The organism is Nocardiopsis valliformis DSM 45023 (genome assembly GCF_000340985.1).
In the GTDB taxonomy this organism is placed as follows: Bacteria; Actinomycetota; Actinomycetes; order Streptosporangiales; family Streptosporangiaceae; genus Nocardiopsis; species Nocardiopsis exhalans.
On sequence record NZ_ANAZ01000012.1, the window covers coordinates 13374 to 31881 of the forward strand.

General features: G+C 69.8%; 17 protein-coding genes. 14 read left to right on the top strand and 3 right to left on the bottom strand.

Going from position 1 to position 18508, the window contains the following annotated elements:
* The first annotated feature begins 314 nt into the window (after window positions 1-314).
* On the top strand, window positions 315-1463 hold the full coding sequence (locus D457_RS0112530; RefSeq protein ID WP_017581013.1) for a hypothetical protein: 1149 nt from the start codon (window positions 315-317) through the stop codon (window positions 1461-1463).
* Window positions 1464-1553: 90 nt separating this feature from the next.
* Here D457_RS0112530 and D457_RS0112535 read toward each other — a convergent pair whose 3' ends face one another.
* Window positions 1554-2852, bottom strand: a complete 1299-nt coding sequence (locus tag D457_RS0112535; RefSeq protein WP_017581014.1) for a D-arabinono-1,4-lactone oxidase — start codon at window positions 2850-2852, stop codon at window positions 1554-1556.
* Window positions 2853-2983: 131 nt separating this feature from the next.
* Here D457_RS0112535 and D457_RS0112540 point away from each other — a divergent pair, with 131 nt between their 5' ends.
* From D457_RS0112540 to D457_RS0112560, 5 genes are all read left to right on the top strand, one after another.
* Window positions 2984-4015, top strand: coding sequence for a ferrochelatase (locus D457_RS0112540; RefSeq protein WP_039831242.1), 1032 nt, complete (start codon window positions 2984-2986; stop codon window positions 4013-4015).
* A 247-nt stretch (window positions 4016-4262) separates the two neighbouring features.
* Window positions 4263-6305, top strand: a complete 2043-nt coding sequence (locus tag D457_RS0112545; protein WP_017581016.1) for a S9 family peptidase — start codon at window positions 4263-4265, stop codon at window positions 6303-6305.
* On the top strand, window positions 6281-6526 hold the full coding sequence (locus D457_RS35725; protein WP_152514228.1) for a hypothetical protein: 246 nt from the start codon (window positions 6281-6283) through the stop codon (window positions 6524-6526). The genes D457_RS0112545 and D457_RS35725 overlap by 25 nt, the downstream gene beginning before the upstream one ends.
* The gene (locus D457_RS32450; RefSeq protein WP_017581018.1) at window positions 6523-7074 is read left to right on the top strand and encodes an ABC transporter permease; all 552 of its coding nucleotides are present in this window, start codon (window positions 6523-6525) and stop codon (window positions 7072-7074) included. The genes D457_RS35725 and D457_RS32450 overlap by 4 nt, the downstream gene beginning before the upstream one ends.
* A gap of 103 nt (window positions 7075-7177) precedes the next feature.
* Window positions 7178-7990 carry an inositol monophosphatase family protein gene (locus D457_RS0112560; protein ID WP_017581019.1) on the top strand — a complete coding sequence of 271 codons (813 nt, stop codon included), beginning with the start codon at window positions 7178-7180 and terminating at the stop codon, window positions 7988-7990.
* A gap of 179 nt (window positions 7991-8169) precedes the next feature.
* Here the strand turns inward: D457_RS0112560 and D457_RS36420 are convergent, their stop codons facing one another.
* A complete protein-coding gene (locus D457_RS36420; protein WP_017581020.1) occupies window positions 8170-8334 on the bottom strand; it encodes a hypothetical protein in 165 nt (54 codons plus the stop codon).
* Between the two features lie 699 nt (window positions 8335-9033).
* On the opposite strand from D457_RS36420, the gene D457_RS0112570 reads away from it, so the two are divergent.
* The 3 genes from D457_RS0112570 (at window position 9034) to D457_RS0112580 (ending at window position 11734) form a co-directional block, all read left to right on the top strand.
* The gene (locus D457_RS0112570; RefSeq protein ID WP_026116586.1) at window positions 9034-9687 is read left to right on the top strand and encodes a response regulator transcription factor; all 654 of its coding nucleotides are present in this window, start codon (window positions 9034-9036) and stop codon (window positions 9685-9687) included.
* Window positions 9684-10943 (top strand): sensor histidine kinase, encoded by a 1260-nt coding sequence (locus tag D457_RS0112575; RefSeq protein ID WP_017581022.1) that lies wholly within the window; start codon window positions 9684-9686, stop codon window positions 10941-10943. The genes D457_RS0112570 and D457_RS0112575 overlap by 4 nt, the downstream gene beginning before the upstream one ends.
* A gap of 494 nt (window positions 10944-11437) precedes the next feature.
* A complete protein-coding gene (locus D457_RS0112580; protein ID WP_013153901.1) occupies window positions 11438-11734 on the top strand; it encodes a DUF4193 domain-containing protein in 297 nt (98 codons plus the stop codon).
* A 322-nt stretch (window positions 11735-12056) separates the two neighbouring features.
* Here the strand turns inward: D457_RS0112580 and D457_RS0112585 are convergent, their stop codons facing one another.
* Entirely contained in the window at window positions 12057-12332 is a 276-nt protein-coding gene (locus tag D457_RS0112585) for a DUF4235 domain-containing protein (RefSeq protein WP_017581023.1), read from the bottom strand.
* Between the two features lie 217 nt (window positions 12333-12549).
* Between D457_RS0112585 and valS the strand changes: the two genes are divergently transcribed.
* The 5 genes from valS (at window position 12550) to D457_RS0112610 (ending at window position 18448) form a co-directional block, all read left to right on the top strand.
* Window positions 12550-15132 carry a valine--tRNA ligase gene (gene valS / locus D457_RS0112590; RefSeq protein WP_017581024.1) on the top strand — a complete coding sequence of 861 codons (2583 nt, stop codon included), beginning with the start codon at window positions 12550-12552 and terminating at the stop codon, window positions 15130-15132.
* A gap of 168 nt (window positions 15133-15300) precedes the next feature.
* Window positions 15301-15777 (top strand): dUTP diphosphatase, encoded by a 477-nt coding sequence (gene dut / locus D457_RS0112595; protein ID WP_017581025.1) that lies wholly within the window; start codon window positions 15301-15303, stop codon window positions 15775-15777.
* A gap of 60 nt (window positions 15778-15837) precedes the next feature.
* A complete protein-coding gene (locus D457_RS0112600; RefSeq protein ID WP_017581026.1) occupies window positions 15838-16665 on the top strand; it encodes a DUF3710 domain-containing protein in 828 nt (275 codons plus the stop codon).
* A 116-nt stretch (window positions 16666-16781) separates the two neighbouring features.
* On the top strand, window positions 16782-17522 hold the full coding sequence (locus tag D457_RS0112605) for a PIG-L deacetylase family protein (protein WP_026116587.1): 741 nt from the start codon (window positions 16782-16784) through the stop codon (window positions 17520-17522).
* Between the two features lie 128 nt (window positions 17523-17650).
* Complete coding sequence (locus D457_RS0112610; RefSeq protein WP_083926749.1) at window positions 17651-18448, top strand: alpha/beta hydrolase; 798 nt, start codon at window positions 17651-17653, stop codon at window positions 18446-18448.
* The last annotated feature ends 60 nt before the right edge of the window (window positions 18449-18508 follow it).

Sequence of the window (18508 nt, forward strand, 5' to 3'; positions counted from 1 at the left end):
GCGCGAAGGCTCCGCGGTGATGGTATCTCGGGGACCTCGAATCCCCCCAGGTCTGGGAAAAACTCCGATCTCGGACCAGGTCCGAACTTGACATCTCCTGGTGTTCGCAACTCGACACGCCGATGGATGCCACACAGTGATCCTTCTTATTTCATGGCGTTATCAGCGTCCAGTCCCCCTTATGGTGAAGTTTCCGCTGATGGGATTTATGTGGAGTTCGGGGCTTGCGGGAGCATCTGCCCCACCACACGCCCATCCCACGACCATGAGCCGCACCTCCCCCGTGCGCGGCCGACACCAAGGGGGACCGCACCATGCCAAGACCCGACCACGGAGACGAGTTCGAGGAGGAAGAGGAGGAAAGGGCGGGCGCGGAGGAGAGCAAGGACAAGAAGAAGCGCATCGACCTGAGCATGGCGCAGGTCGCCGGGGCCGGTGTCGCGACGCTGACCGCCGCCACCGCGGCCTCCTACCTCAACGTCTACGGCACCGTCATCGGTACCGGTGTCATGGCGGTGCTCAGCACCTCCGCTGCCCCCGTGATCCAGCACTGGCTCACCCGCAGCGGCGAGCAGGCCAAGGAACTGGCGGAAAAGAAGGCCGCCAGGCAGAAGGGCGTGCGGGCTCTGGTCGACACCGAGGCCGAAGCCGCCGCGGAGGCAGCCACACAGGATGCGGCCGAGGCCGGAACCGGCCACATGGGTTTCGACACCGGAGCCACCCGGGTCGCGGACCCTGACGCCCCCAACCCCTTCGGCTTCCCCGCCGATCCCGACGCCACCAGGACGATGGCTATGCCCATGGTGGGGCTGGACCTGCCGGGCCAGACCGTCGCTCACGGTTTCGGCAACCCCGAGGACCCCACGCAGGTGGGCGGACCGCCGGTCGCCGACGCCACTGAACCCCTGCCCCAGATCGGGGGCCCCGGCGATACGCGGTACCCGGACGGCCCCGCCAGGGACAACGAGGACGCGGACGGCGCGATCGGTGATGAACGCCCCAAGCGCGGCTGGAAGACGGCCGTCATCTCGGCCGCGGCGGTGTTCACCCTGGTCATGCTGGTGATCCTGGCCTTCGAACTGCTCACCGGGCGCTCGTTGACCGCCTGGACGCAGGGCCAGGACGAGCCCACCTCTCCCTCGCTGTTCGGCGGCCAGTCCTCGCAGGTGCAGGACGAGGAAGAGGCGCCGGAGACCACCGAAGGGGATCAGCCGGAGACGGAGAACGGGACCGGAACCCAGCCACAGGGGACCGACGCACCCGTGGAGCCCGAGCCCATCGCGCCCCCGGGCGAGCCTCAGCCCGAGGTGCCCGGCGGCGGTGCGACCGATCCCGCGGAGCCGCCGGTGAACGGCGGGGAACCGGCGGAGCCGGGCGGCGGGGAGGCGCCTGACCCCGGGGCGGAGAACCCGCCCGAGGGTGACACTCCCGCCGAACCCGCCCCGGTGGTCCCCAACGGCTAGCTCCGGCACATGCGGTCTCCGGTGCACGCATATCGTCCCCCGGCCCTCGACGACATGAGGGCCGGGGGACGTTGCGTCAGGGGTGACCCGTTAACCGAACACCTTGTCCAGGTAGGCGTTGCCGAAGCGGCGGTGCGGGTCCACCCGGTCGCGTACCGCCAGAGCGTCGTTCAGGCGCGGGTACACGCCCTCCAGGTACGCGCGGTCGCGGGTGTGCAGCTTGCCCCAGTGCGGCCGTCCGCCCACCGAGGTGAAGATCGCCTCCAGGTCTGCGAAGTAGGCCTCATAGGGAGTTCCCTTGTACATGTGCACCGCGACGTAGGCGGTCTCGCGCTCGTGGGCGGTGGACAGCCACACGTCGTCGGCCGGGGCGAAGCGCACCTCCACCGGGAAGCTCACCCGGTGGTCGCCGCGGTCCACGATCGACCGGGCCTCGCGCAGCACGTCCGCCGCGTGCTCGGCCGGGATCGCGTACTCCATCTCCACGAACCGCACGTCGCGCACGGACGCGAACACCTTGTGCGAGACGTCGGTGTAGGTTCGCGCGGACAGCGCGCGGGAACTGATCTGGTTGACCTTCGGCACCACCGAGGGGAAGCGTCGGCATATCCGGTTGATCCGGTCGAAGAGGGTGTTCGACAAGAAGTCGTCGTCCAGCCAGCTCTTGAAGGCCGACAGCGGATCGGCCGGACCCTGGGTGATGTTGTTGCGCTTGGTGTTGGTGTTCCCGGTGTGCGGGAACCAGAAGAACTCGAAGTGGTCGTTCTTCGCGCGCAGTTCGGGCAGGCGCTCCAGCACCTCGTCCAGGGGCATGGGCTCCTCCTGGGCGTGCAGGAGGAATGCCGGGCGGACCGCGAAGGTCAGCGCCGTCACCACGCCGAAGGCGCCCAGACCCACCCGGGCGGCGTGGAACAGGCCCGGGTCGCGCTCGGCCGAGCACTCGACCACGGAGCCGTCGGCCAGTACCAGCTCCAGTCCCACGACCTGACTGGCCAGTCCGCCCGCGTCGCGCCCGGTGCCGTGGGTGCCGGTCTGCACTGCACCGGAGACGGTCTGCACGGCGATGTCGCCCATGTTGGCCAGGGCCACGCCGTGCGCGGCCAGGGCGTCGTTGAAGTCGCACAGGGGCAGCCCGGCCTCGACCGTGGCGGTACCCGCCACCGGGTCGATCGACCGCACACCCGTCAGGGAGGTGGGGGTCAGGAGCAAGCCGTCGGTGATGGCCACGTCGGTGAAGGAGTGCCCGGAGCCGACCATGCGCACGCGCAGGTCGTCGGCGGCCGCCGACCTGACCGCGGCGACGACCTCCTCGGTGTTGTTGGGGGTCGCCGTACGGCGTGGGCGGGCCTGGTGGGTGTCGGCCCAGGTGTGCCACAACACATCAGTCATGCCGCGACATTACCCATCAGTCACTTATGTGACCAGACCGGGAGTGTCCCTGGTCACGGAAGGTACGAAAGTCCCAACACTCAGGGTGGGGCGGATCGAGGAGGTCCCCGGGAGCTGGTTTCATGAAGTGCATGAGGCCTTACGACGCGTTTTTGCTGATCTCCTTCGGTGGCCCGGAGGGCGAGGACGAGGTCATCCCGTTCCTGGAGAACGTCACCCGCGGGCGCAACATCCCCCGCGAGCGGTTGGCGGAGGTCGGTGAGCACTACTTCCTCTTCGGTGGAGTGAGCCCGATCAACCAGCAGTGCCGGGACCTGCTCGCCGCGGTCACCTCCGACTTCGACGCCAACGGCATCGACCTGCCGATTTACTGGGGCAACCGGTTCTGGGAACCGATGCTCACCGACACCCTCGCGCAGATGAAGAAGGACGGCATCCGCCGTGTGCTGGCGCTGCCGACCTCCGCATACTGCAACTGGTCCAGCCGGACTGCCTACCACGAGGACATCGAGCGCGCCCTCGCCGAACTGGGTGAGGACGCACCCGAGGTCGACCTGATCCGCCCCTTCTACGATCACCCCGGTTTCATCGACCCCCTCGTGGAGTACACCCAGGCGTCCCTGGAGCAGCTCCCCGCCGACCAGAGGGAGGGCGTGCGCCTCCTGTTCTCCGCGCACTCCATCCCCAGTGCCATGGCCGAGGCCAGCGGTCCTCCGGGGCACGGCTTCGGTCCGGAGGGCGCCTACGGGGCCCAGCTCGCCGAGGTGGCCCGTCTAGTGGTCGAGCGCCTGGACCGCGCCTACCCCTACGAGCTCGTCTACCAGAGCCGCAGCGGCCCGCCCAGCCAGCCCTGGCTGGAGCCCGACGTCAACGACCGGATGGAGGAGCTCGCCGGGGAGGGCGTGCCCGCCGTGGTGGTCATCCCGCACGGGTTCGTCTCCGACCACATGGAGGTCAAGTTCGACCTCGACGTGGAGGCCCGCGACACCGCCAAGAAGCTGGGCATCGGCTACGAGCGCGCGCTCAGCCCCGGCACGCACCCCGCGTTCGTGTCCATGGTGACCGAGCTGGTGCGCGAGTACACCGGCCGTGGAGAAGAGCACAAGCTCGCCTCCCTGCCGCCCTGCGCCGGCGGAAGCGGTCAGTGCTGCAAGCAGCGCTGATTCGGTGGAGCGGAAACGGCCGCGATTGGCGTAGCGCCTGTTCCGGACGCGCTCCTGACGCCGGGTGAACCCGCTGGCGTCCGGGACGGCGCCGTCACCGCTGTCCCGGGCGCGCTCTCCGAGCGAGGCTGCGTCAACAATGTTGACGTCTCTGACGTGGGGAAACGTAAAAAGGGGTGGTGATCAGGTTCACTGTCCCGGATAAGGTCGTCCCAGACCACAAGTCGACGGTTTCTGGAGATTCCCCTTGGTTCGTTCCTGGTATGAACTGCCGGAGTACGTCCGCCTGCGCCGCGTGAACGGGCTGCGCCTGTCCCCGGACGGCACTCGCCTCGTCGCGCCCGTGAGCGACATCGCCCCCGACGCCAAGTCCTTCCGCAGCGCCCTGTGGGAGATCGACATCGCCCCCGAGTCCGAGGGCGGGCGCGCCCCCCGGCGTCTGACCCGCTCCACCAAGGGCGAGTCGGGCGCGGAGTTCCTCCCCGACGGCTCGGTGCTCTTCAGCACCGGCCGGGTCGACCCCGAGGCTAAGACCGAGGACAAGCCCAAGGCCGCCCTGTGGCTGCTGCCCGCCGACGGCGGCGAGGCCCGCCAGGTCGCTTCCCGGCCCGGCGGAGTGGGCGCCTTCACGGTCGCCCGCGACTCCGGCCTGGTGGCCTTCACCGGCAAGGTCCTGCCCGGGGCCGAGGACGACGAGGCCGACACCGAGGCCCGCAAGGCCCGTGAGGAGGCCGGGGTCACCGCGATCCTGCACGAGGCCCTGCCCGTGCGCTCCTGGGACAGCGACGTCGGCCCGGACCACCCCCGCATCTTCACGGCCACCCCGCCCGAGGACGAGGACGCCCGCCTCGGCGAGCCCCGCGACCTCACCCCCGACGCCGGCCTCTCCCTGCTGGGCGCCTCCCCGGCGCTCACTCCGGACGGCTCCACCCTGCTCACCAGCTGGTCCGTGCCCACCTCCGGCGGGGCCCGCCGCGAGGAGGTCGTCGCCATCGACGTCGCCACCGGCGAGCGCCGCACCATCGCGGGCGGCCCGGACGCCGACTTCGAGTTCGGCTCGCCCGCGCCCTCCCCGGACGGCACCAAGGTCCTGGTCTACGCCGACGACGAGGGCAGCTACGACGGCGAGCCACGCAACGCCACGCTGTGGATCACCGACCTGGCCACCGGCGAGGGCCGCGACCTGCTGCCCGACCACGAGCTCTGGCCCCAGGGCTACGTGTGGTCGGCGGACTCCAGCACGGTCTTCCTGGTCGCCGACGAGAACGGCCGCCGCCCGGTCTTCCGCCTGGACGTGGCCACTGGCGCGCTCACCCGGATCACCGGCGACCACGGCGCCTACAGTGCGCTGAACCCGTCCCCGGACGGACGCTACGTCTACGCGCTGCGCGACGCCTGGGACGCCCCGCCCGCCCCGGTCCGGCTGGACGCCGACGCCACCGACGGCCAGCCCGTCCATCTGCGCACTCCCGGCTCCGAGCTGACCATGCCGGGCACGCTCACCGAGATCGAGACCACCGCGGACGACGGCACCCGGATCCGGTCGTGGCTGGTGCTGCCTGAGGAGGCCTCGGCCGACTCGCCCGCTCCGCTTATGCTCTGGGTCCACGGTGGCCCCTACATGAGCTTCAACGGCTGGACCTGGCGATGGAACCCGTGGCTGCTGGCCGCCCGCGGCTACGCGGTGCTGCTCCCGGACCCCGCGCTGTCCACCGGCTACGGCCAGGACATGCTCCGCCGGGCCTGGGGCCAGTGGGGCCCGCGCACGCACGCCGACATCATGGCGATCACCGACGCCGCCGAGGCCCGCGAAGACATCGACGCCGAGCGCACCGCCATGATGGGCGGCTCTTTCGGCGGCTACATGGCCAACTGGATCGCCGGGCACACCGACCGGTTCAAGGCGATCGTCTCGCACGCCTCCCTGTGGCAGCTGGACGGGTTCAGCGGTACCACCGACTACCCGCCGGTGTGGGAGAACGAGTTCGGAACCCCCTTGGCCCAGCCGGAACGCTACCAGCTCAACTCGCCGCACCTGCACGCGGACAAGATCCGCACCCCGATGCTGGTCATCCACGGTGACAAGGACTACCGGGTGCCGATCGGCGAGGGCTTGCACCTGTGGCGCGACCTCCTCCTGCACGGGGTCGACGCGAAGTTCCTGTACTTCCCGGACGAGAACCACTGGATCCTGACCCCGGGCAACGCCCAGGTCTGGTACCAGACGATCTTCGCCTTCCTGGACCACCACGTCCACGGTAAGGAGTGGACCAAGCCCGAGCTGCTCTAGGCTTCGCGGCTCGTAGGAGCGCACACCCGAGAGGACCCCGGCACGCGCCGGGGTCCTCTCTCTTCGTCTCCGACGCCCAGGAGGCGCTGCGTGCTAGCCACCGCGAGAGCTTCTTCGCCGAGATGGTCGACCCGATGGTCGCCCGGGCCAAGGTGCTCGAGGTGCCGATCGCCCAGGTCGTGGCGCGCATCCGCCAGCTGGACGAGGGGGACCGCACATGAGCGCCGCCGTCGAGAGCCCTCGGGTGGAGGTCGCCGGACTGCGGGCCGTGCGCGGTGGCCGGACCGTCCTGCGCCGGATGTCCCTCACCCCGGTCAGCCCCGCCGTTATGCTCCTGGCCCAGGTGGCCGTCAGCGTGCTCCAGGCGCTGCTGGGCATCACGATCGCCTTGGCCGTCTTCCACGCCGTCTTCGCCATCAGCCCGCCAGGGGAGTGGGGGTGGGCGATCCTGAGCCTTGTGCTGTGCATGGCCGCGATGTACGCGATCGGGGTGCTCCTGGCCGCGCTGGCGCCCTCCACCACCGCCGCTACCGCCGTCGGCATGGTGCTCTTCCTCGGGATGATGGCGCTGGGCGGCGGGGTAGTCCCGGCCGAGAACCTGCCCTCCTGGCTGGCGTCGGCCGGGGAGGTGCTGCCCTTCGGTGCTGGTGTGCAGGCGATCGCCACCAGCTGGACGGGCGGCACCCCCGAGACCTTCCACCTGCTGGTCCTGGTCGGCACCGCCCTGGTCGCCTCGGTCGCGGCCGTACGGCTCTTCCGTTGGGAGTAGTGCCGCGGTGGGGATCATCGACTGACGGGAGCGCGGCGTAGAGTTCGTTGGCGAAAGCGTCCAGGCACGACCGGGCCTGGCGGCCACGAGCGGAAGGGCACCAGTGACCACCATCCAGTCCCCACACGACCTGGAGAAACTGCGGGACCTGGCCGTCGCGGTGGCGGCGGAGGCCGGAGAACTCGCGGCCAAGGGGCAGGAGGGCATCACCGTCCTGGACACCAAGTCCAGCCCCACCGACGTCGTTACCGAGATGGATCGGGCGACCGAGGACTTCATCAGGGACCGGCTGCTCGCGGCCCGCCCGCACGACGCGGTTCTCGGCGAGGAGGGCGGCGGCATCGAGGGCAGCAGCGGGGTCCGCTGGGTCGTCGACCCCATCGACGGCACCGTCAACTACCTGTACGGGAGTCCCGACTGGGGGGTCGCCATCGGCGCGGAGATCGACGGGCAGGTCGTGGCGGCCGCCGTCTACCTGCCCGTCCACGGGAAGATGTTCGAGGCGGTCCTGGGCGGCGGGGCCAGGCTCGACGGCCGGGCTCTGCGCGCGCCCGAGGCGGTGCCGCTGGAGCGGGCGCTGGTCGCCACCGGCTTCGGATACTTCCCCCAGCGCCGCCTCCAACAGGCCAAGGTCCTCACCGAGGTGATCCCGCTGGTGCGTGACATCCGCCGGGGCGGTTCGGCCGCGGTGGACATCACCGGGATGGCCACCGGTCGCTACAACGCCTACTACGAGCGCGGGCTGCACCTGTGGGACTGGGCCGCACCCGGCCTGGTCGCCAGTGAGGCCGGGCTGCGGGTGGGGGGTTTGCACAGCGGGCCGCCCAGCAACGAACTGGTGATCGTCGCCCGCCCCGGTCTCTACGAGGAACTGGACGCGCTGCTGGCCCCGCTCGGCGCCGACACGGACGGCTGACCCCGGGCAAACGAAAACCGGGAACACGCGAGGGCCGTGAACACAGGAAGGCCCCGGGCGCGGGGAGCGCCCGGGGCCTGGGGGAGACGGGGTCGGAACACCCGAACGGTTGCCCGCCCCGTCCCTGCGCTGCCGGTCCCCGGCCCCTCAGGGGTAGGGGACGGCGTCGGCCGCTCCGGTCAGGAGTGGGCGTCGACGCCGTTGCGAGCCGCGATGCGGTAGAGATCCTCGAGCTCCGACGCATGGGTGTCGGCAAGGAAGTCGTCCCCGGCGGCCTGCGCCGATTCGAGCGACCGATAGGTCTCGCTGATACGGACCTTGATCTCCGCCATGAACTCGCCCATTGCACCTCTTCCAGGGGTAGACCGGGACATGGTGATGCCCCGGTGTAATCCGTATGCGCACGCCTTTGCGTCCGCACGAATCGAAGTCGTCACGACCCTGTGACATGCGTGCTCGTCGCGGTCCGGGAGGGTGCCCGGGGTCCACGCGTGCGTCTCCTACCTCTACCGCACTGTGATCCACGTCAAACCCCCACCCCCCGCGCGTGATCCTTCCGTAACTTCCACTGGCGACAGAGGGTCATTCCGCAAAGTGGAAAAGTCCGCCTCAGGGGTGATTCGGGTGTTCGGGTGTCGGGGGCGCCCGGGCGGTTCAGGGGCGGCTCGGATGCTTGGGGCAAGCGATGGGAAAGAGTGTCACAAGACACATTTCTCTAATGGGCCTTGTGCTTACTTGTTTCTTATTCTTGATGTGTCAGATTTGAGATGTGCGGGGTTGAGCCGTCGCCGACGGTTGGGGGATTCGTCGGCGGCGGCCACCCCGTGCGTAGGGGAGTTGCGAAGCTCCCGGTTCAGCGCCCGTGCCACACGGGGCGAGGAGAAGGACTCTCCGGAGTCCACGGGTTTACCGTCTCCTTACCTCCACTGTGAGAGAACGGTTGACGCGGCCGGGACCAAGAACGCCGCTGCCGGTGTGTTGGGGGATGCGCCGGCAGCGGCCCCCTTTTTGTTTCCAGACACCGATGCTCTAGAGGGACAACGTTGCGCGTACTCGTGGTCGAAGACGAACGGGTCCTGGCCGACGCAGTGGCCGTCGGACTGCGACGGGAGTCCATGGCGGTCGACGTCGTCTACGACGGGGACGCCGCCCTCGAGTACACCGCGGTCAACGACTACGACGTCGTCGTGCTGGACCGCGACCTCCCCGGCACCCACGGCGACGACGTCGCCCGCTCCCTGGTCAACGAGAGCTACAACGGCCGCATCCTGATGCTCACCGCCTCCGACGGCGTCCAGGACAAGGTCGAGGGCCTCACCCTGGGGGCCGACGACTACCTGGCCAAACCCTTCGCCTTCGCCGAGCTCATCGCCCGCGTGCATGCCCTGGGCCGCCGCTCGGCACCGCCGCTGCCGCCCGTCCTGGAACGGGGCGGCATCACCCTGGACCCGGCCAACCACCAGGTGCACCGCGAGGGCCGCGAGGTCTCGCTCACACCCAAGGAGTTCGCCGTCCTGCAGGTGCTCATGCGCGCCCAGGGCACCGTGGTCAGCGCCGAAGGCCTCCTGGAGAAGGCCTGGGACGAGAACGCCGACCCCTTCACCAACGTCGTCCGGGTCACCGTCATGACCCTGCGCAAGAAACTCGGTGACCCCCCGGTCATCCAGACCGTCCCGGGGGCGGGGTACCGCTTGTGAGACCGGGGGAGCGTCCAGAGCCAGGGCAGGTCGAACCCACGCGCCCCGGGGACACGGGGACCTGGCGCAGCCTGAACTCCGTCGCTCCGAGCGGATCCGGAGGGGAACGCTCCACCGCCCACGCCACGGTCCACCGCTTCACGGACAACCTGAGCCTGCGCGCCCGCCTCACCCTCATCTACGGGATGCTGTTCTTCGCGGCGGGCTCCCTGCTGGTCCTGGTCAACTACCTCGTCGTCGCGGTCCTGCTCAACGCCCTCCTGTCCGAGGAGAGCCCCGCCGAGCTGATCGAGAACAGTCACTACATCGAGCAGGTCCTCACCCACGTCACCCGGTTCTCGCTGCTCGCGCTATTCCTGGTGGGGCTGCTCGCCGTGGCCCTGGGGTACGCGGTGGCGGGCCGGGCGCTCTCACCGCTGCAGAAGATCACCCGCATCGCCCGCAGACTCTCCGAACGCTCCCTGCACGAACGCATCGCGCTCTCCGGGCCCGACGACGAGATCCGTGAGCTCGCCGACACCTTCGACGGCATGCTCGAACGCCTCGACCGGGCCTTCGACGGGCAGCGGCGCTTCGTCGCCAACGCCTCTCACGAGCTGCGTACGCCCCTGGCGATCAACCGCACCCTCCTGGAGGTGGCCCTGAGCGCGCCGGACGTCTCACCGGACCTCAGGACCGTCGGGCAGACCCTTCTGGAGACCAACGCCCGCCACGAACGCCTCATCGACGGCCTGCTGTTCCTGGCCAAGAGCGACCGCGAACTCGAGGTCAAGGCCAGGGTCGATCTCAGCGAGGTCGTCACGACGGTGCTCAGCCAGCTCAGCGGCGCCATCGACGAGTCCGGGCTGTCGCTGCGCCAGGACCTGCGGCCCGCCCCGGTGACCGGCGACCCCGTGCTGTTGGAGCGCCTCGTGGCCAACCTGGTCGAGAACGCTCTCAAGTACAACGTCGACGAGGGTGAGATCACCGTGCGCAGCGGTATGTACGAGGGCATGCCCGCGGTCCAGGTGGAGAATTCAGGCAAGGTCATCCCGGCCTACGAGATCGAGGGACTCTTCGAACCGTTCCGCCGCGGCTCCGGCGACCGCGTGGGCTCGGGCCGGAGCGCCGGTCTGGGCCTGTCCATCGTGCGTTCGGTGGTCCGCGCGCACGAAGGGGTGGTGACCGCCTGGCCCCGCGCGGGCGGCGGTCTGGTCGTCACGGTCTGCCTACCGGTGCCTCCGGGCAACGGCACCGAACCCGCCGAGCGGCGCTAGGGTCTCTCCGACGGACGGGTCCCGGGGCACGACTACGCCGGGGGCCAAGCTGCGTACCGCCCCGCTTCGTGGTATCTATACGTGTCCGAAGACACGCCCACCCCTGTCACGAGCGTCAAGCCGGGGTGGGTATGCTTCCCCGGGCGTGGACACGGAGGGAATCCCTCCTGACGTGCGCATGTCTTGTTTTTCGCCCGTACTCGGGGGAGTGCTCCATGCTTGTCCGGCATGTGGGCGCAAACGTGTTTTCAGGTCTACGAGGCGCCTGACGTTGGGTAGTACAGCAGGGAACGACCTGTGAGGGGCCGCTGAACCTTGGCCGCCTCCGGTCACAATCTCGTGAAAGTGCTGCTGACCAGTGAACTGTGACCCGGGAGGGGGCACAGATCACCGACATCGGGAAAACTCATCGGCCGATCCGGGCACAACGAAGGTCTCTCAAGCGTTACACCCGCGCGACGAGGCACTAAACGAGGGGGATGGAGTTAGCAGAGATGGCGACCGACTACGACAGCCCGCGCAAGACTGACGAGGACATCAACGAGGACAGCCTCCAGGAGCTGCAGGCGCGGCGCGTGGACAAGGGCACCGGTACCATCGACGTCGACCCCGACGAGGTGGCCGAGGGCATGGAACTGCCCGGTGCCGACCTGTCCGGCGAGGAACTCGCCGTGCGCGTACTTCCCCGCCAGGCCGACGAGTTCACCTGCTCGCGCTGCTTCCTGGTGCACCACCGCAGTCAGCTCGCTGAGCAGCGCGCCGGTCAGCTGGTCTGCAAGGAATGCGCCTGACGCTGATGGCGACGGGTCCGCGCACGGCACCCAGGGGTCCCCGAGGACACCGTGGGGTACGGGGGCAGGACCTGTTCGACCGTCGGTGAAGACCGGTGGGCACCCGAGCACGACCGGTGAGCGCCCGAGCCGCGATCCGATGCGTCCCCTCCGGGGGCGCATCGCGCGTCTTTCGGGGTGGAGCGAGGGGACGGCGCGCGAAGCACGACGGTGGACGGCCGACCGCACATGGGGACCCCGAAGAGGGGAAAGAAACCAGTGCGGTGGGCCGCCCACCGTCGTCGTGATTACCGGGTTGAAAGACCCCGGACGAGGGCGGGCCTCAGACCTCCAGGTCGCGCCCGCCGGAACCGCCCAGCTGTTTGCGGGCGGCGCGGACGGCCAGCACCCTGGCCACCTCGACGCCCACACCCGCGACCACGGCCCAGCTCAGGGCACGGCCCAGGCTGACGTCCGGGGACTCCAGGTCCGTCGGCGGTTCCTCGCCGGTCGCACGTGTCCAGGCGAAGGTCAGAGCCTTGCGCGTGACGAACTCGGCCGCGAAGCCCGCGACCAGTCCGATGACGACCGGTGCGACCTCACCGTCCTTCTTAGCCATGTGAATCGTTCACCGTTCCCTTGTGCGTACGATGATGCGCGCGGCTGCGCGCGAAGACGCGGCGTCTACGTGAGGAATCCTTTCACGCTGGCCCGCACCCCCGCATCGGCGGCCGCCGACCGGATTCACGCGGGCGCGGTCCGGGCCACCCCGTATTCCCTGACGGGGGCGGAAAAGCGGGAGCAACCAATGGTTGCGGAGGGCTAACATTGCCGTCATGACCAACCGCTCTCATTCCTTCCGCATGCCCGACAAGCCTTCGCTGGACGGTATCGAGGCGAAGTGGGTCGACGTATGGGATGAGTCCGGCGTCTACCACTTCGACCGCACCCGCAGCCGCGAGGACGTCTACTCAATCGACACCCCGCCGCCCACGGTCTCGGGTTCGCTGCACATCGGACACGTGTTCTCTTACACGCACACCGACACTGTCGCGCGCTTCCAGCGGATGAACGGCAAAGCTGTCTTCTACCCCATGGGCTGGGACGACAACGGCCTGCCCACCGAGCGCCGGGTCCAGAACTACTACGGCGTCCGCTGCGACCCCTCGGTCCCCTACGACCCGGACTTCCAGCCGCCGGAGAAGCCCAACCCCAAGCGGCAGATCCCGATCTCGCGCCGCAACTTCATCGAGCTGTGCGACATCCTCACGGTCGAGGACGAGAAGGTCTTCGAGTCCATCTGGCGCCGTCTGGGGCTGAGCGTCGACTGGCGGCACACCTACGCCACCATCGACGACAACTCCCGTGCCGCCGCCCAGCGCGCCTTCCTGCGCAACCTGGCCCGCGGCGAGGCGTACATGTCGGAGGCACCCACCCTGTGGGACGTCACCTTCCGTACCGCCGTCGCCCAGGCCGAGCTGGAGGACCGCGAGCGTCCCAGCGCCTACCACAAGGTCGCCTTCCACAAGCCCGACGGCACCCCGGTCCACATCGAGACCACCCGACCCGAGCTGCTGGCCGCCTGTGTCGCGCTGGTCGCCCACCCCGACGACGAGCGCTACCAGGACCTGTTCGGCACCACCGTGTCCACACCGGTCTTCGGTGTCGAGGTCCCCGTCAGGGCGCACCGCCTCGCCGACCCCGAGAAGGGGTCCGGTATCGCGATGATCTGCACCTTCGGTGACACCACCGACGTCACCTGGTGGCGCGAGCTCCAGCTGGAGACCCGCCCCATCATCGGCTGGGACGGCCGCGTCATCGCCGACCCGCCCAAGGGCATCGACTCCGACGCCGCCCGCGAGGCCTACGCCCAGCTGGCCGGGGCCACCGTCCACACCGCGCGCGAGCGCACCGTCGAGCTCCTCAAGGCCAGCGGCGACCTGGTTGGCGAGCCCAAGCCCATCACCCACCCGGTGAAGTTCTACGAGAAGGGCGACAAGCCCCTCGAGATCGTCACCACCCGCCAGTGGTACATCCGCAACGGCGGCCGGGACGAGAACATCCGCGCCCAGCTCATCGAGCGCGGCCGTGAGCTCACCTGGTACCCCGAGCACATGCGCCAGCGTTACGAGAACTGGGTCGAGGGCCTCAACGGCGACTGGCTGATCAGCCGCCAGCGGTTCTTCGGCGTCCCGTTCCCGGTCTGGTATCCGCTGGACGCCGACGGCAACCCGAACTACGACCAGCCGCTGCTGCCCACCGAGGACCAGCTGCCCATCGACCCCAGCTCGCAGGCGCCTGCCGGGTACACCGAGGATCAGCGCGGCCAGGCCGGCGGGTTCATGGGCGACCCCGACGTCATGGACACCTGGGCGACCTCCTCGTTGTCCCCGCAGATCGCCTCGGGATGGGAACGCGACCAGGACCTGTTCGAGCGGGTCTTCCCGATGGACTTCCGCCCGCAGGGCCAGGACATCATCCGCACCTGGCTGTTCTCCACCGTGGTCCGCGCCCACTTCGAGAACGACAGCCTGCCCTGGAGCACCACCGGCATCTCCGGCTGGATCCTGGACCCGGACCGCAAGAAGATGTCCAAGTCCAAGGGCAACGTGGTCACCCCCGTCGCGCTGCTGGAGAAGTACAGCTCCGACGCGGTCCGGTACTGGGCGGCCAGCGGCCGTCTGGGCACCGACACCGCCATGGACGAGGGCCAGATGAAGGTCGGCCGACGGCTGTCCATCAAGATCCTCAACGCCAGCAAGTTCGTCATGTCGGTCGCCGGTGAGAACGCCACGACCGACCCCGCGCAGGTCACCGAGCCCTTGGACCGGGCGATGCTGGCCGCGCTGGCGGACGTGGTCGAGGAGGCCACCGCGGCCTTCACCGCCTACGACCACACCCGTGCCCTGGAGCGCACCGAGCGCTTCTTCTGGGACTTCTGCGACGACTACCTGGAGCTCGTCAAGACCCGGGCCTACGACACCGAGTCCGCCGAGGGTGCCTCCGCGCGCGCCGCGCTGCTCATCGCCCTGGGTGCCCTGCACAAGCTGTTCGCACCCTTCGTCCCCTTCGTCACCGACGAAGTCTGGAGCTGGTGGCAGGACGGTTCGGTGCACGCCCAGAGCTGGCCCGAGGCCGCCGAGTACCGCGCCGCGGCCGCCGGCGGTGACCCGGCCGTCCTGGCCGCCACCGCCGAGGTCCTGCGCTCGGTCCGCAAGGCCAAGTCCGAGGCCAAGCTGTCCATGCGCGCCGAGGTCGACAACGTCCGGGTCTGCGGCAAGCAGGCCGAGGCCGCCCGCGCCGCCGCCGCCGACATCGCGGCCGCCGGTCGCGCCGCCGGCATCGACTTCGAGACCACCGACGACGGTGAGCTCAGCGTCGAGGTGACGCTCGCGGAGCCCACCGAGGCACCGGAGTAAATCCGCAGTGACCAGCGGTGACTCACCAGTAGTAGCGGAGTGTCAGCGCTGGTGGCAGCGCTGACGGGGCGGGCCCGAGCACATTCGGGCCCGCCCCGACGTCGTCCGCGGCCACACCGGCCCGCGCGGCACCGAGGCAGCACCCGGGGGGCGATAGGCTCGGCGAATGTGAGTACCTCATCCCTGGAAGGCGGACGGCTGCCGATCACGGTCCGTCGCCTGGACCCCGGCCTCCCCGTCCCCCAGTACGCCCACCCGGGTGACGCTGGCGCGGACCTGTACGCCGCCGTCGACATCCATCTCGAACCCGGAGAACGCGCCACCGTCCCCACCGGTCTGGCCATCGCCCTACCCGAGGGCTACGCGGCCTTCGTGCACCCCAGGTCCGGGCTTGCCGCCCGGCACGGGGTCACGGTCGTCAACGCCCCGGGCACCGTCGACGCCGGATACCGGGGCGAGATCAGGGTGACCCTGCTCAACACCGACACCAACACCCCGGTCAAACTCGCCCGGGGCGACCGGATCGCGCAGATGGTGATCCAGCGCGTGGAGCGGGCGGAGTTCGTCGAGGCGGACGAACTCCCCGATTCGGTGCGTGGTGCGGGTGGTTTCGGTTCGACCGGGGGCCACACCGCACAGCGGTGAACGTCCCCCGACTCCCCGGTGTGATCCCGGGACCTACGGAAGAAGCGGAGAGGTGAAGGCGTGTTTGGACGCCGCCGCAAGAAGCGGGACAAAGAGACCGAGAGAGCCGCGGAGACGGAGGCCCAGCCCAAGCGGCAGGGTGCCGCCGGCGCGGTCTCGTTCGACAACGAGATCGAGCCGGAGCGTGCTTCGGACCAGCCCGTCAAGGACGAGGACCAGTACCGTCGGACCGGCCCGTGGGACTCCTCCGAGGACGCCCCCGAGGCCAGCCGGATGGACCTGGGCAGCATGCTCCTGCCGATGGAGCAGGGCACCGAGATCCAGGTGAACGTCGCCCAGGACAAGCAGAACAAGCAGAAGATCATCGGGGTCACCCTGGTGCGCGGCAAGACCGCGCTGCAGGTGCAGCCCTTCGCCGCGCCCAAGTCCTCCGGGCTGTGGGACGAGATGCGCGAGGAACTGCGCGAGCAGGTCACCAAGCAGGGCGGCAAGGCCGAGGACCACGACGGCACCTTCGGCCCCGAGCTCCAGGCGCTCATCCCCATCAAGGGGAAGAAGACCGAGGACGGCAGGCAGCTGGGGCAGCGGGTGCGCTTCATCGGCGTGGACGGTCCGCGCTGGGTGCTGCGCGGCGTGATCCGCGGCGAGGGCGCGACCAAGCCCGAGATGATGTCCGAGATCGAACAGATCTTCGCCAACATCGTGGTGGTGCGCGGCGATCAGCCGGTACCGCCCAGTGAACTGCTGCAGATCACGGTGCCCAAGAAGATCCAGGAGCAGATGGCCGCCGCCGCCCAGCAGCGCGCCGCTCAGCAGGCCGCTCAGCGCGGCAACGCGGGCAGCTCGCCCAACGGCTCCGCGGGTGGACCTGCGCCCAGCGGTTCCTGAGGGATCCCGCTGGACCCGGTGAAGTCGGGGGGGCTTTCGGGAAAAACGGGGGCTCTCTGGAGAAACGGCCTGTGGACAACCGTGTCCGGGGTGCGCCGTTCCGTACTGTGTGTTTCATGGCACAGACGACGCAGAACAGCGCTCCCCGGCCGCTCCCCGAGGACTGGGACCGGCTCCTGGCGGTGGTGGCCCACCCTGACGACCTGGAGTTCGGCGCCTCCTCGGCGATCCACCGGTGGACCGCGCAGGGCAAGGACGTGGTCGAGCTCTTGGTGACCAAGGGCGAGGCGGGGATCGACTCGATGGATCCGGGGGCGTGCGCGCCCCTGCGGATGGCGGAGCAGCGCGCCTCCGCGGAGGCCGTGGGCGCGGCCACGGTCGAGTTCCTCGACTTCCCCGACGGCACCTTGGAGTATGGCCTGCCGCTGCGCAGGTCCCTGGCCGGGGCGATCCGCCGGCACAGACCAGACGTGATCGTCTCCATCAACTTCCGTGAGCACTTCGGCGGGGGCAGCTTCTTCAACCACGCCGACCACCGGGTCCTGGGCCCGGCCCTGCTGGACGCGGTCCGCGACGCCGCCAACCGGTGGGTGTTCACCGAGCAGCTAGTCGAGGGCCGGGAGCCCTGGGACGGTGTGCGTTTCGTGGCCTTCGGCGCCGCACCGGACCCCACCCACTTCGTGGAGCTGAGCGAAGAGAACCTCGCCGCCGGCATCGCGTCCCTGGACGCGCACGAGGTGTACCTGGCCAACCTGGACGGCTTCGATCAGAAGACCTTCCTGCGGGAAGGTGCCGTGAGCTCGGGGGAGTGGGCGGGCGTACCGCTGGCCACCTCCTTCGAGGTCTTCGACACTTGATCCCCGGTGGCCGGGGCCCGATACCCGGCCGTGCCGGGGGCGGCAGTACCTGAGCGCGTCGTGTCCGCGGTGCGCTGTCTCTCCACGGCTCCGGGAGCTTCCGGAGCCCGAGCCCCGGAAGGGCGGACATGACCAGAAGCGGTGGCGGGGGAGCACGCCGGGGCCGGAGCAGGGGCGTGCGGGTCCTGCTGTGGACGCTGGCCGTGCTCATGGCGCTGGTACTGGTCGCCGGGACAGCCTTTCTGGCCTGGGCGCTCACCCCGCACCGGGCCGAACCCGGACCCCTGGCAGCGGCCGGGGAAAACCCGTCCGTCCTCGTGGAGCGCCGGGACGGCGCTTTAGTGCTCGCCCCGGCCGAGGCCCCCTCGGGAACCGGAATGGTCTTCTACTCGGGGGCGCGTGTGGAGGCTGACGCCTACGTGGCCGTCTGGGCCCCGGTGGTGGCCCGGACCGGGGTCACGGTGGTCCTGCCCGACCTGCGCCTCAACCTCGCCCTGCTCGACTCCGCCCGAGCCGAGAGCGCGGTCGAGGTGGCACCGGAGATCTCCGAGTGGTATCTGGGCGGGCACTCCATGGGCGGGGCCTTCGCCGCCCAGCACCTGGGTACCGGGGAGGGTGCCGTCGAGTGGGCGGGGCTGGTCCTGTGGGCCTCCTACGCCATCGAGAGCGCTGACCTCGCCGACCGCGACGACCTCAGAGTGCTGTCGGTGGCGGGCGGCCGTGACGGCGTGCTCATCCCCGACGAGGTCGAAGAACGAAGACCCAATCTGCCCGAGAACGCTGTCATCGAGGTGATCGAGGGTATGAACCACGCCCAGTTCGGCGCCTACGGCGACCAGGCGGGCGACGAGGAACCTGACCTCACCGACGCCCAGGCTCACGAGGCCCTGACCGAGATCACCGCCACCTTCCTGGAGACTTCCTGACAGTCCAGGGTCCTGCCCGGCTGGGGGTGTAACAGACCTGGGCCGCGAGGTGAGCGCCCG